This window comes from Cupriavidus sp. 94F1 (genome assembly GCF_057798875.1).
The window spans coordinates 236,993-250,198 of record NZ_JBYOJT010000001.1 but is presented as its reverse complement, the minus strand read 5'-3'; the positions used below and the strand labels follow the sequence as shown (position 1 = coordinate 250,198).

Annotated in this window: 10 protein-coding genes; 7 read left to right on the top strand and 3 right to left on the bottom strand. The window is 65.5% G+C overall.

The features are described from left to right. Position 1 precedes the first annotated feature (1 nt). Positions 2-256 (top strand): DUF2795 domain-containing protein, encoded by a 255-nt coding sequence (locus tag AC3FJ6_RS01080; RefSeq protein ID WP_488770385.1) that lies wholly within the window; start codon positions 2-4, stop codon positions 254-256. 290 nt (positions 257-546) lie between these two features. Here AC3FJ6_RS01080 and AC3FJ6_RS01075 read toward each other — a convergent pair whose 3' ends face one another. Both AC3FJ6_RS01075 and AC3FJ6_RS01070 read right to left on the bottom strand, forming a co-directional pair. Then, a complete protein-coding gene (locus AC3FJ6_RS01075; RefSeq protein ID WP_488770384.1) occupies positions 547-2,196 on the bottom strand; it encodes a GMC family oxidoreductase in 1,650 nt (549 codons plus the stop codon). A gap of 36 nt (positions 2,197-2,232) precedes the next feature. Then, positions 2,233-4,233, bottom strand: a complete 2,001-nt coding sequence (locus AC3FJ6_RS01070; RefSeq protein WP_488770383.1) for an alkyl/aryl-sulfatase — start codon at positions 4,231-4,233, stop codon at positions 2,233-2,235. A 101-nt stretch (positions 4,234-4,334) separates the two neighbouring features. Between AC3FJ6_RS01070 and AC3FJ6_RS01065 the strand changes: the two genes are divergently transcribed. Then, positions 4,335-5,234 (top strand): LysR family transcriptional regulator, encoded by a 900-nt coding sequence (locus AC3FJ6_RS01065; protein ID WP_488770382.1) that lies wholly within the window; start codon positions 4,335-4,337, stop codon positions 5,232-5,234. Between the two features lie 88 nt (positions 5,235-5,322). On the opposite strand, the gene fabI is transcribed toward AC3FJ6_RS01065, so the two are convergent. Continuing rightward, positions 5,323-6,105 (bottom strand): enoyl-ACP reductase FabI, encoded by a 783-nt coding sequence (gene fabI, locus AC3FJ6_RS01060; RefSeq protein ID WP_153945312.1) that lies wholly within the window; start codon positions 6,103-6,105, stop codon positions 5,323-5,325. 215 nt (positions 6,106-6,320) lie between these two features. Between fabI and AC3FJ6_RS01055 the strand changes: the two genes are divergently transcribed. The 5 genes from AC3FJ6_RS01055 to AC3FJ6_RS01035 all read left to right on the top strand — a co-directional run bounded on the left by AC3FJ6_RS01055 (position 6,321) and on the right by AC3FJ6_RS01035 (position 13,096). Continuing rightward, positions 6,321-8,207: an extracellular solute-binding protein gene (locus AC3FJ6_RS01055; RefSeq protein ID WP_488770381.1), complete on the top strand. Its 1,887-nt coding sequence runs from the start codon at positions 6,321-6,323 to the stop codon at positions 8,205-8,207. Between the two features lie 36 nt (positions 8,208-8,243). Then, positions 8,244-9,293 carry a microcin C ABC transporter permease YejB gene (locus tag AC3FJ6_RS01050; RefSeq protein WP_153945310.1) on the top strand — a complete coding sequence of 350 codons (1,050 nt, stop codon included), beginning with the start codon at positions 8,244-8,246 and terminating at the stop codon, positions 9,291-9,293. Then, on the top strand, positions 9,290-10,408 hold the full coding sequence (locus tag AC3FJ6_RS01045; protein WP_488770380.1) for an ABC transporter permease: 1,119 nt from the start codon (positions 9,290-9,292) through the stop codon (positions 10,406-10,408). Before AC3FJ6_RS01050 ends, AC3FJ6_RS01045 begins: the two co-directional genes overlap by 4 nt. A 77-nt stretch (positions 10,409-10,485) precedes the next feature. Further along, on the top strand, positions 10,486-12,078 hold the full coding sequence (locus AC3FJ6_RS01040) for an ABC transporter ATP-binding protein (protein WP_488770765.1): 1,593 nt from the start codon (positions 10,486-10,488) through the stop codon (positions 12,076-12,078). Between the two features lie 343 nt (positions 12,079-12,421). Further along, positions 12,422-13,096 (top strand): C40 family peptidase, encoded by a 675-nt coding sequence (locus tag AC3FJ6_RS01035; RefSeq protein WP_066734394.1) that lies wholly within the window; start codon positions 12,422-12,424, stop codon positions 13,094-13,096. Positions 13,097-13,206: the final 110 nt, after the last annotated feature.

The window sequence follows — 13,206 nt, the reverse complement described above, 5'->3', positions numbered from 1 at the left end:
CATGGCCGACAGCCAGTCGCAATCCGCTTCCGGTGCTTCCGGTGCTTCCCGCAGCCCCGATCCGATCGAACTGCAAAAGGCACTCAAGGGGCTGGACTATCCCGCCACTCGGGGCGCATTGATCTCTGCCGCGCGCGACAACCGGGCGGACGACCGCATCATCAACGCACTGATGCGCATACCGGAACAGCACTACGAAAGCCCCGCCAAGGTGTCCGAGGCGGTGGCCGCTCACCGGGACGACCCTGCACGTTGAGCAGCGCGGCGAGGGGGTCACCCATGTCGCCGCGTGCCGCATGTCGTCCACGGCATGCCCGACCCGTGTTGTGCGTTGCACCGGGCCGTTCCCGATTGGGCCTTCCCTGCATGGGCTTCGCAAAACGCGGACGCATTTCTTGCCAGCGGCGGTAGTGCCTACACCGACAATGTGCATCGGGCCGACACGGTTGCCGGCGATCGCTTTGGCAGGCAGTGGGCCGATGTGGAGAAACGGCGACATCGGGACAGGCTGTCGCAGCCTGCCCCGCCTGCAGCCTGATGTGCCGTTCAGGCCGCCATCCGCAGCAGATCGGCGGCGCGCTCGGCAATCATGATGGTGGGCGCGTTGGTGTTGCCGCCGATCAACGTGGGCATGACCGAGGCGTCCACCACGCGCAGGCCTTCCACGCCGTGAACACGCAGTTGCGGGTCCACCACGGCCATGGCATCGACGCCCATCTTGCAGGTGCCCACGGGGTGGTAGATGGTGTCGGCGTGGGCGCGCACGAAATCGCGGATGGCCCCATCGTCGCCGTCGCCGGGTCCGAGCAGGGCGGTCAGCGGGTCGCTGCCGCCCGCTTCGGCCAGCGCCGACTGGGCGAAGATCCGCCGCATCAGCTTCACGCCGGCCACCATGCCGTCCAGGTCGGACGCGGCAGACAGGAAGCGCGGGTCGATGCGCGGGGCATCGCGCATGTCCGCCGATGCCAGTTCCACCGTGCCACGGCTTTCCGGGCGCAGCACGCAGGCGTGGCAGGAATAGCCATGGCCGGGCCGGCCCTTGCGCAGTACGTTGGAATTGCCCAGCAGCGCCGGCGCGAAATGCAGCTGCAGGTCGGGGGCGGTCAGGCCCGGTTGCGTCCGCACGAACGCGCCGGCCTCGGCCACGGGCGATGCCAGCATGCCGGTGCGCCGCCAGCGGTAGCGCATGACCTCGCCGGCCATGCGTGCCACGCCGCGCAGCGAGTAGCCGTAGAGATGCCACGACGTGACCGGCTTGCCGATGATGACGTCGAGATGGTCCTGCAGGTTCTGGCCCACGCCGGGCAGGTCATGTACCACGGCAACGCCCACGCTGCGCAGGTGGTCGGCCGGGCCCACGCCCGACGCCATCAGCAGCTGTGGCGAATGGAACGCGCCGCCGCTGACGATGACCTCGCGCCGCGCGCGCAACGTCTGCGTCTGGCCGTCACGCACCACCTCCACGCCCACGGCGCGCTTGCCTTCGAACACGATGCGCAGCGCCTGCGTGCCGGTCATCACGCTCAGGTTCTGGCGGCCGCCGTTGTGGCCGGCGTCGGCGCGGTTGCCGCGATGCAGATAGGCGCGCGCCGCGTTCCAGCGTTCGCCATTGAACTGCGTGGCCTGGTACAGCCCCACGCCTTCCTGCTCGGCACCGTTGAAGTCCTGGTTCAGCGGCAGGCCAGCCTGCGCCGCCGCCTGCACGAAGCGGCGCGAGAACGGATTCGGCGTGCGCAGGTCACTGACATGCAGGGGGCCGCTGCCGCCGTGCCAGGCGTCGTCGCGGCCGGCATTGCGCTGGTTGCATTCGCTGCGGCGGAAGTAGGGCAGCACGGCGTCGTAGCCCCAGCCGTCGCAGCCCAGTTCGGCCCAGCGGTCGTAGTCGCTACGGTGGCCGCGCACGTAGAGCATGGCGTTGATCGACGAACTGCCGCCCAGTCCGCGCCCGCGCGGCTGGTACGACTGGCGGCCGTTCAGGCCCGGCTGCGGCACGGTCCGGAAGCCGTAGTTGCGCGGCCCCGGATGGGGCACCGTCCTGGCGATGGCCAGCGGCGTCCAGACGCTGGGGTGATGGTCGTCAGGCCCCGATTCGAGCAGGGCCACGGTCACGCCGGGCTGGTCCGCCAGCCGTCCGGCCAGCGCACAGCCGGCCGAGCCGGCGCCCACGATGATGTAGTCGAAGCTGGTATCGCCCATGAATGGTGTCTCCTCGGGGTTGTTCTTGTGGGGGGCTTATTTCTGGAAGCCGTGCGGCGTCACGATATTGAAGTTCGGGTCGAACGTGTCCAGCATGCCGAACAAGCCTGCCACGGCCTGCGGATTGCCGTCTATCCGGACCGCGCCCGACTGCATGGCTTGTGGCAGCGTCAGCTGTTTCAGGCTGATCTGGTCCAGCGTGGCCTTGGTCAGCGAGACCGTGGCGGTGGGCTGCGCGTGCTGGGCCTCTGCCACGTAGGTCAGCGCGCTGTTGCGCAGCGTCATGGCATAGCGTTGCTTGAGGTCGGTGAATTGCCAGTTCAGCGTCAGGGTCTTGCCGGCCGCCTTGTCGGCGTTCAGGCGGACCGCCAGGAAATCGAAGAAGTTCGGCACGCTCAGCGCGCGGACCAGGTCCGACGAACTGGTACCCGTGGTGGACGGCCTGGCCACGCCATCGCGCAATTCCTGGGCACCGGTCAGATAGATATTGCGCCAGGTGGCGTTCTCGCTCTGGTAGCCCAGCTGCTCCAGCGCATCGGCCTGCAGCGCGCGGGCGGCGGCGTTGGACGGATCGGCGAATACCAGTTCGTTGCCGATCTGGCTGACCCAGCGGTACTCGCCCCGCGCGTAGGCGTCGCGCAGGCGGGCCAGCACGGCGTCGGGGCCGCCCATCCATTCGATGGTCTTCCTGGCGGCCTGCTCGGGCGGCAGCGGATTCAGGTGGGCCGGGTTGCCGTCATAGAAGCCCAGATATCGCTGGTACACCGCGCGAACATTGTGGCTGACCGACCCGTAGTAGTCGCGCGCATACCATTTGCTGGCCAGCGGCTGCGGCAGGGTTTTTAGCTGATCGGCGATGTCCAGCGGCGTGTAGCCCTGGTTCATCAGGCGCAGCGCCTGGTCGTTCAGGTAGGCGTACATGTCGCGCTGGTCGGATAGCATTTCGACGATGCGCTCGCGGCCCCAGGTGGGCCAGTGATGCTGGCCGATCAGGATGTCGGTGCGCTCGCCGTAGCGCAGCAGCGCCTGGCCCAGGAAGTACGACCAGCCCTTGGCATCGCGCACCTGCGCGCCGCGCAGCGTCAGCACGTTGTGCTGGGTGCGCACGGCGTTTTCGGCCATGCACAGCGTGCGGAACTGCGGCAGGTAGACGTTCATCTCCGCGGGCGCCTCGGTGCCGGGCGTCAGCTGGAATTCGAAGTCCACGCCATCGATGCGCCGGGTCTCGATCGCCCTCGTGATCGACGACGTGGGCGCCAGCAGCGTCATGGTGCCGCGTGCCGTGGCCTTGCCCAGGCCGGTATCGACCTGGCCCGTGGCGCTTTTCGGCAGCTGCGTGCCATACATGTACTGCGCACGGCGGCTCATGGCGCTACCGGCCAGCACGTTCTCGCTGACCGCCTCGTCCATAAAGCCGCTTGGCGCCAGGATCTCCACCTTGCCGCTCTTGACATCGGCTTCGTTGACGATGCCGCGCACGCCGCCGAAGTGGTCGACGTGGCTATGGGTGTAGATCACCGCCACCACCGGCTTGCGGGGGCGGTGGGCGTAGTACAGGTCCAGCGCGGCGCGGGCGGTCTCGGCGGTCAGCAGCGTATCGATCACGATCAGGCCGGTATCGCCCTCGATGATGTTCATGTTGGCGATGTCCGCGCCGCGCACCTGGTACACGCGGTCGGTGACCTTGAACAGCCCCGCTTCGTTGTTCAGCTGCGCCAGCCGCCACAGGCTCGGATTGACGGTTTTTGGCGCGTCCGCCGCCGATTCGAACGCGTAGGCGTTGAAATCCCACGCCACCTTGCCGTCCGCGGTCTTGATGGCGGCCTCTGGAAAGCGCGCCACCAGCCCGCGCCGGGCGTCCTCGAAATCGGCGCGATCCGAGAACGGCAGGCGGCGCAGCCATTCGGCATTCGATTGCTCGGTCAGTGGCGTGGCGGCGTTCGGGCCAGCCGGCGTGGCCGAAGCTGCCGAAGCGGTCGGCGCGGCGGGCAGGGTCAGAACGGCTGCGGCCAGCATGGCGGTGCGGGCAAAACGCATGGGAAATCGACTCCTCGGTTGGGCAAGGCATCCATTGAAAGCGCGCCGCACCTATAATTCAATTGCAAATTTCGTATCGCAGCAATGCGAATGGTGCATATATGAATCTGAAACGGCTCGAACACCTGGTGGCGGTGGCGGAAGAAGGCTCGCTGGCTGCGGCGGCACGGCGCGTGCATCTGAGCCAGCCCGCGCTGACGCGCAGCATCCAGGCGCTGGAGGAAGAGGCCGGCGCCGTGCTGTTCGACCGGGGCGCGCGTGGCGTGACGCTGACCACCGTGGGCCGCATGGTGACCGAGCGCGCCCGGCGCATCCTGTTCGAGTCGGGCTGCCTGGCGCGCGACCTGGCCCTGGTGCGGCAGCACGAGATCGGCAGCGTGCAGATCGGGCTGGGGGCGTTCCCGGCGGCCATCCTGCTGCCGGAACTGCTGTGCCAGCTGCACCGGCAATGGCCGAAGCTGCGCATCACGACCGAGGTCAGCCATCCCGCCGCGTTGCTGGACGCCTTGCACGGCGAGCAGGTGGATTTCGTGGTGGTCGAGCACAGCACCGTGCCCACGGCCGCCGAACTGGAAGTGATACGACTGCCCGCCGGCCCCGGCGGGGTCTATGCCCGCGCCGGGCATCCGCTGGCGGCAGGGCCCGTGAGCCTGGCCACGCTGCGCGAATCGGCGCTGGTATCGGTGGTCTTCCCACCGGAAACCCACGAACGGCTGCGCAAGCTGCTGCGCTGCAAGCCGGGCGAGGCCTTGCCGTTCCAGGTGGAAAGCAACGATTTCCGCGCGCTGACGCACCTGGTGCGGCATGCCGATGCGCTGCTGCTGGCGCCGGCGCGGGCGGTGCGCGAGGAACTGGTCGAAGCCGGCCGGCTCGTCGCGCTGGAGATCCCGGAGTTGCCCGAGATCACGATGCAGTTTGCGATCGTCCGGCTCGCGCAGCGGACGCTGTCGCCGGCGGCCGAGCGCGCCGTGGCCGTGATCGAGTCCATCGCGCGGACGTGAAAACGGGGCAGAGGCAAACAAAAAAGCGCCCCAGGGAGCGCTTTCTCGATGCGGCGGACCAACGTGCCGCCTGCCGGGATCTGGCTGCTTACTCTTCGACGGCCGTGCCGACGATGTTGTAGCCGCCGTCGACGTAGGTGATCTCGCCGGTCACACCGCTGGACAGGTCCGACAGCAGGAAGGCGGCCACGTTGCCGACTTCCTCGATCGTCACGTTGCGGCGCATCGGGGCCACGTCCTCGAAATGCTTGAGCAGCTTGCCGAAGTCCTTGATGCCCGACGCGGCCAGCGTCTTGATCGGGCCGGCGGAGATGCCGTTGGCGCGGATGCCCTTCGGGCCCACGGCCGATGCCAGGTAGCGCACGCTGGCTTCCAGCGATGCCTTGGCCAGGCCCATCGTGTTGTAGTTCGGCACGACGCGCTCGGCGCCCAGGTACGTCAGCGTCAGCAGCGACGCCTTGTCGTTCAGCAGCGGCAGGGCGGCCTTGGCCAGTGCCGGGAAGCTGTAGGCGGAGATGTCATGCGCGATGCGGAACCCCTCGCGCGACAGGCCTTCGAGGAAGTCGCCGGCGATGGCTTCGCGCGGTGCAAAACCGATCGAATGCACCAGGCCGTCGAATTTTTCCCAACGCTGCCCCAAAGCGGCGAACGTGGCGGCGATCTGTTCATCGCTGCCGACGTCGCATTCGAAGATCATGTCGGAGCCGAATTCCTTGGCGAAGTCCGTGATGCGGTCCTTGAAACGCTCGCCCACATAGGTGAAGGCCAGCTCGGCGCCTTCGCGCTTGCAGGCCGACGCAATGCCGTAGGCGATGGAACGGTTCGAAAGCAAGCCCGTGATCAGGATCCGCTTACCTGCCAGAAATCCCATAAATTCTCCAGATTGTTTGTGGGGGACGGGCATGCTTCATGCACTGGCCCGTGTCCGGTGCATGGCAGGGAGTCAAATCCCCGCTGTTTGTTGCGCCGCGTAGAGGGAATGTCCGGATGGTTGGGCGCCACCCGAACGCATGTAAAATTGTCGCACAACTTCGCCCGGCCACAAGCCGCCGGGCCGTCTCGGGCATTGTGGAGGTCTGCAACCGGATGCTGATTCATGCACGTTGGCCGCGTCTGGCGGCAGGGCAGTGCTTCCGTCGACGCGCGGTAGTGCATTGGGCGCTGGCACTGTCGATCGTGCTGGGCTGGGGTTTTCCCGCATTGGGCTATGGCGCACACGGCTTTGCGCTCCACGGCGATCTCAAGTATCCGCCCGATTTTGGCCACTTCGACTATGTCAACGCCGATGCGCCCCAGGGCGGCACGCTGACGCTGGCCAATCCCGACCGCCGCACCAGCTTCGACAAGTTCAATCCGTTCACGCTGAAGGGCACGGCCGCACCGGGCCTGACCTCGCTGATGTTCGAGACGCTGCTGATCAGCAGCGCCGACGAGACCGCCAGCGCCTATGGCCTGCTGGCCGACGACGTGACGGTGGCCCCCGACCAGCTGTCGGTCACCTTCCGTATCCGCCCCGAGGCCCGCTTCGTCAATGGCGATCCGGTGCTGGCCGCCGACGTGAAGTATTCCTACGACATGCTGATGAGCAAGTCCGCCAGCCCGGGCTACCGCAGCATGTGTACCGATGTGAAGGCCGTGGTGGTGACCGGCGAACGCTCGATCCGCTTTGACTTCAAGCAACGCAACGCCGAATTGCCGCTGATCGTCGGCCAGTTGCCCGTGTTCTCGAAGAAATGGACGGCCAAGGTGCCGTTCGAGAAGCTGACCTTCGAAGATCCGATCACCAGCGGCCCGTACAAGATCGAACGCTACGACGCCGGTCGCGGCATCGTATTCCAGCGAGATCCGAACTACTGGGGCAAGAACCTGAACGTACGGCGCGGCACGTTCAACTTCAACCGCGTGGTCTACCGGCTGTACAAGGACGAGACCGCCAAGCTGGAGGCGTTCAAGGCGGGCGAGTTCGACGCCATCGTCGAATACCGCTCGAAAAACTGGGCCAAGAGCTATGTCGGCACCAAGTTCCGGGACGGCAGCCTGATCAAGACCGAATTTCCGCACCGCAACGGCGCCGGCATGCAGGGCTTCGTCATGAATATGCGCAAGCCGATGTTCCAGGACGTCCGCGTGCGCCAGGCCCTGATCCTGGCGCTCGATTTCGAATGGCTGAATCGCCAGTTGTTCTATGGGGCCTACAAGCGGCTCGACAGCTGGTTCTCCAACAGTGAACTGGCCGCCAGCGCCACCTTCGACGGTCGGCCCGGGGCTGGCGAGCTGAAGCTGCTGGAGCCGTTGCGCGCCCAGTTGCCGGCGGAAGTGTTCGGCCCCGACGTGGTGCAGCCCAGCACCAATGCGCCCCGGTCGCTGCGGGACAACCTGCGCGACGCGCGGCGCCTGCTGGCCCAGGCCGGCTGGACCTACGACGATGGCGCGCTGCGCAACGCCAGGGGCGAGCCGATGGTGTTCGAATTCCTCGATGACGGTGGCGCCATGAGCCGCGTCATCACGGCCTACGTGCGCAACCTGGAAAAGCTCGGCATCGAGGTGCACCAGCGCACCACCGACTTTGCCCTGTACCAGAAGCGGCTGGAGGATTTCGACTTCGACATGGTGTCGATCCGCTTCCCGGATTCGCAAAGCCCCGGCAACGAGCTGCGCGACCGTTTTTCGGCCGAAGCCGCCGGCATGCCCGGATCGGACAACCTGTTCGGCCTGAAGTCGCCGGCCGTGGACAAGCTGGTGGACGCCGTGCTGCACGCCGAAACCCGCGACGAACTGATCACGGCGGGCCGCGCGCTGGACCGCGTGCTGATGCACGGCTATTACATCGTGCCGAACTGGTACAGTGCTTTCCATCGTGTGTCGTACCGCAAGGAACTGGCGTATCCGACCCGCCTGCCGTACTTCTACACCGCGGAGGGCTGGATTCTTTCAAGCTGGTGGCGCAAGGACCTGGCGCCGAAGACCCAGTAACCCAGTCTTCCAGTCATCCCCCCAATCGGACGGCCAATGCTTGCCTATCTGCTGAAGCGCATCCTGCTGATGATCCCGACGCTGGTCGGGGTGGTGACGCTTACCTTTGTCGTGATCCAGTTCGTGCCGGGCGGCCCGGTCGAGCAGATGATGCTGGAGATGAAGGGCCGGGGCGGCGGCGGGGAAGCCAGCGGCGGCGGGGCGGAATACCGTGGCCGGCGCGGCGTGGACCCCGACAAGATCAAGGAAATCCAGGCGCTCTACGGCTTCGACAAGCCGCCGCTGGAACGCTATTTCATGATGCTCAAGCGGTTTGCCCAGTTCGACCTGGGACAGAGCTACTTCCAGCACCGCAGTGTCTGGGAGCTGGTCAAGTCGAAGATGCCCGTGTCGATCAGCCTGGGGCTCTGGACGTTCTTTCTCACTTATCTGATATCGGTGCCGCTCGGCATCTCGAAGGCGATCCGGGCGGGCAGCCGGTTCGACGTGATCAGCAGCATGGTGGTGCTGGTGGGCTATGCCATCCCCGGTTTCGTGCTGGGCGTGCTGCTGCTGGTGCTGTTCGGCGGCGGCACCTTCGTGCAGTGGTTCCCGCTGCGCGGGCTGACTTCCGACGACTGGGACCAGCTGTCGCTGATGGGCAAGGTCATGGACTATTTGTGGCACCTGGTGCTCCCGATCACGGCCTCGGTGGTGGGCAGCTTCGCCGTGGTGACGATGCTGACCAAGAACGCCTTCCTGGAAGAAATCCGCAAGCAGTACGTGCTGACGGCCCGCGCCAAGGGTTTGTCGGAGCGCCGCGTGCTGTGGAAGCATGTGTTCCGCAATGCGCTGATTCCGCTGGTCACGGGCTTCCCGGCCGCCTTCATCGGCGCCTTCTTCACGGGTTCGCTGCTGATCGAGACGCTGTTCTCGCTCGACGGCCTGGGCCTGCTGTCCTATGAGGCCGTGCTGCGCCGCGACTATCCGGTGGTGCTGGGCACGCTGTACCTGTTTACGCTGATCGGGCTGGTGACGCGCCTGATTTCGGACGTTTGCTACGTCATGGTGGATCCGCGCATCCATTTCGAGGGGATGCACCGATGAAAGCTGCCGCCAAGAACGGCCTGCCGCATTCGCTGTCGCCGCGCCAGCGGGCCTGGCAGCGTTTTCGCCGCAACCGGCTGGGCTACTGGAGCCTGGTGCTGTTCGTGATCATCTTTGTCGTCAGCATGGGCGCCGAACTGCTGTCGAGCGACCGGCCGCTGGTGGTGCGCTACAAGGGCGAGTACTACTTCCCGATCGTCAAGGCGTATCCGGAAACCACATTCGATGGCGATTTTCCGACGCGGGCCGACTACCTGGACCCGTTCATCCGGGACCGGATCACGTCGAACGGCAACTTCGCCGTCTATCCGCTGAATCGCTATTCCTACGATTCGATCAACTATTTCGCCAAGGAGCCGAACCCGGCGCCGCCGTCGGCCGACAACTGGCTCGGTACCGACGATCGCGGCCGCGACGTGCTGGCGCGCCTGCTGTACGGCTTCCGGGTATCGGTGCTGTTCGGCATGGCCCTGACGGTGATCGGTGTGCTGATCGGTACGCTCACCGGGGCGCTGATGGGCTTCTTCGGGGGCCGCTTCGACCTGTTTTCGCAGCGCGCCATCGAAATCTGGAGCTCGATGCCCGAGCTTTACCTGCTGATCATCTTCGCGTCGATCTTCGAGCCGAGCCTGGCGCTGTTGATCATCCTGCTGTCGCTGTTCGGCTGGATGGGCCTGTCCGACTACGTGCGCGCCGAGTTCTACCGCAACCGGTCGCTGGACTACGTCAAGGCCGCGCGGGCGCTGGGCCTGTCGAACGTGCAGATCATGTGGCGCCATATCCTGCCGAACAGCCTGACGCCGGTGATCACGTTCCTGCCGTTCCGCATGAGCGCGGCCATCCTGGCGCTGACCAGCCTCGACTTCCTGGGCCTGGGCGTGCCGCCGACCACGCCGAGCCTGGGCGAACTGCTGGCCCAGGGCAAGGCCAACCTTGATGCCTGGTGGATTTCACTCTCGACGTTTGCCGTGCTGGTGATCACGCTGCTGCTGCTCACGTTCATGGGTGATGCCCTGCGTGATGCATTCGACACGCGCTTGGGCCTGGCCCAGTTGCGCGGCCGGGTGGAGCCGAAGGTGCCGGCCGGCGGCGCGGCGGCGGAGGCGACGTCATGAACTCGGCAAATCCCGCCATGGCGGTGAATCCGGTATTTCCGGACCTGGCGGACATCCCGGCGCCCGGCACCAAGCTGATGTGCGTGGATCGCCTGTCCGTCACCTTTGGCGAAGGCGAGCACGCCACGCGCGCGGTGCGCGATGTCAGCTTCGACCTGCGTGCCGGCGAACGCTATGCGCTGGTGGGCGAGTCCGGCTCCGGCAAGACCGTGACGGCGCTGGCCATGCTTCGGCTGGTGGAAGATGCGCGCTACCAGGGTGCCATCCGCTTCGAAGGCAAGGACCTGCTGCAGGTATCCGATCGCGAGATGCGCGGTATCCGCGGGTCCGAGATCGCGATGATCTTCCAGGAGCCGATGACGGCGCTGAACCCCCTCTATACGATCGGCAACCAGATCGTGGAGACACTGGCGCTGCATGAGGGCCTGGACCGCCGCGCCGCACGCGACCGCGCCATCGCGCTGCTGGAGCGCACCGGCATCAGCGATGCGGCCAACCGCTTCAACAGCTTTCCGCACCAGTTGTCCGGCGGGCAGCGCCAGCGCGCGATGATCGCCATGGCGCTGGCCTGTCGCCCCAAGCTGCTGTTGGCCGACGAGCCGACCACGGCCCTCGATGTCACGATCCGCGCCCAGATCCTGGACCTGCTGCGCAGCCTGCAGGCCGAATTCGGCATGGCGGTGATGCTGATCACGCACGATCTGAACATGGTGCGCGCGTTCGCGCAGCGGGTCGGCGTGATGGAAAAGGGCGTGCTGGTCGAAACCGGCGAGACCGCCGAGGTCTTTGCCAATCCGCATCATCCGTACACCCGCAAGCTGATCGACAGCCGGCCCCGGCGCGAAGTGCTGCCGCTGGTGCCGCTGGCGCCGGTGCTGCTGGAAACCGACGCGCTGTGTGTGAACTATCACAAGAAGCGGGCCGGTATTGCCGGCTGGTTCGGCAAGGAGGCGTTCGCGGCGGTCAAGGACGTCACGCTGCAGTTGCGCGAGGGCGAGACCGTGGGCATCGTCGGCGAATCGGGGTCCGGAAAGACCACGCTGGCGCACGCGGTGCTGGCGCTGCAGCGCAAGAGCAGCGGCGCCATCCAGTTCCTGGGGCGCAGCTTCGACGCCTGCTCGCAGAAAGAACGCAGCGCGCTGCGCAAGCGCATGCAGGTGGTGTTCCAGGACCCGTTCGGCTCGCTGTCTCCCCGCATGACGATCGAGCAGATCGTGGGCGAGGGGCTGGCGCTGCATCAGCCCGGGCTGACGAAGGAAGTCATGCGCGAACGTGTGACCGAGGCCCTGCGCGAGGTGGGGCTGGACCGCACGGCGCTGGGCCGCTATCCGCACGAATTCTCGGGGGGCCAGCGCCAGCGCATTGCCATTGCGCGCGTGCTGATCCTGAAGCCGCAGGTGCTGGTGCTGGATGAGCCGACCTCTGCACTTGATGTGTCGATCCAGCAGCAGGTGCTGGCGCTGCTGTCACAGCTGCAACACAAGTACAACCTCAGCTATCTGTTCATCAGCCACGATCTGGCCGTGATTCGTGCGATGGCGCACCGAGTCATCGTCATGAAAAACGGTGAAGTGGTGGAATCAGGCGAGACGGAAACCGTACTCGGCGCGCCGCAGCATCCGTATACCAGAAAGCTGATGGCCGCCGCGCAGCTGGGTGCGCCTGAATGATGTGCTGGGCAGTACGCCTTGTCACGCCGAAGTAACACGAAATCTTTATAGCGTTTCCGAGAAACAGAATACGTTTTTTACGCTAATTCATTGATTTGGCGGCGCTTTGCGGGAAAGTTGTAACCATCTTTGACACGTCAAGGGTGCGTCCTTTACTATCCCGCGATGAGTTTTGTCGGGGGTGGTTCGTCCGCCGCATGCAGGCCTTGGGGAAGGTCGACGTTGCACGCGGCAGGCGCAGTCGCGCTGGCGTACTTCTTGCGTACGTTCCGCCCTGATGTTTTCACGCTGTCCGGCTTTGTCTGACTTGCCGGTCAGTTTTGTCCGATCATCAGGAGAGCCAATGCAAACGGTACTTCATTCCCTGGCGCGCGCCGCTATCGGAATTGCCATTGCCTGCGGTGCGACTGTGTCGAATGGAGTGCTGGCGGATACGGTGTTCAAGGACCCCGACGCCCGGATCGAGGCCCGCGTTGACGCGGATGCGCATCCGGAAGGCAAGCGTGGCTTGCTGTCGTCGGTGATGAACTCCACCAGCAACGTCGCCAGCAAGGCTGGCGACCTGGTCATGAACGCGCTGGGCCTGATTGGCGTGCGTTATCGCTTCGGCGGTAACAGCCCCGAATCAGGTCTGGACTGCAGCGGGTTTGTCCGCTACGTGTTCAACGACACCTTCGGCTTCATGTTGCCGCGCCGTTCCGTCGAAATGAGCCAGGTGGGCACCACGGTGGCGGTCAACGAGCTGCGTCCGGGCGATCTCGTGTTCTTCAACACGATGCGCCATACGTTCTCGCACGTTGGCATCTATATCGGCGACAACAAGTTCGTCCACGCGCCGTCCACCGGCAGCAAGATTCGCGTTGACGACATGCGTGCGTCGTACTGGGTCACGCGCTACAACGGCGCCCGTCGCATCGACGATTCGGCCCGTGGCTCGGTCGAAAATACGGGCAGCATGATCGAGACGCTCAAGCGTTTCGATCCGAATGCCCAAGGCCGTACGATGTTCGGTGGTTGACGCATCGTTCGCGCAAGCAAAAAGGACTGCCTCGGCAGTCCTTTTTTGTTGTGCGTTGCTACCATGTCTTAAGACAAATACCCCACCAAAGGGTGACATCCTCTGTCATC

Coding starts and splice junctions, on each gene's coding strand:
- AC3FJ6_RS01080 (WP_488770385.1), top strand. CDS start 2: ATGGCCGACAGCCAGTCGCAATCCGCTTCCGGTGCTTCCGGTGCTTCC.
- AC3FJ6_RS01075 (WP_488770384.1), bottom strand. CDS start 2,196: ATGGGCGATACCAGCTTCGACTACATCATCGTGGGCGCCGGCTCGGCC.
- AC3FJ6_RS01070 (WP_488770383.1), bottom strand. CDS start 4,233: ATGCGTTTTGCCCGCACCGCCATGCTGGCCGCAGCCGTTCTGACCCTG.
- AC3FJ6_RS01065 (WP_488770382.1), top strand. CDS start 4,335: ATGAATCTGAAACGGCTCGAACACCTGGTGGCGGTGGCGGAAGAAGGC.
- fabI (WP_153945312.1), bottom strand. CDS start 6,105: ATGGGATTTCTGGCAGGTAAGCGGATCCTGATCACGGGCTTGCTTTCG.
- AC3FJ6_RS01055 (WP_488770381.1), top strand. CDS start 6,321: ATGCTGATTCATGCACGTTGGCCGCGTCTGGCGGCAGGGCAGTGCTTC.
- AC3FJ6_RS01050 (WP_153945310.1), top strand. CDS start 8,244: ATGCTTGCCTATCTGCTGAAGCGCATCCTGCTGATGATCCCGACGCTG.
- AC3FJ6_RS01045 (WP_488770380.1), top strand. CDS start 9,290: ATGAAAGCTGCCGCCAAGAACGGCCTGCCGCATTCGCTGTCGCCGCGC.
- AC3FJ6_RS01040 (WP_488770765.1), top strand. CDS start 10,486: ATGTGCGTGGATCGCCTGTCCGTCACCTTTGGCGAAGGCGAGCACGCC.
- AC3FJ6_RS01035 (WP_066734394.1), top strand. CDS start 12,422: ATGCAAACGGTACTTCATTCCCTGGCGCGCGCCGCTATCGGAATTGCC.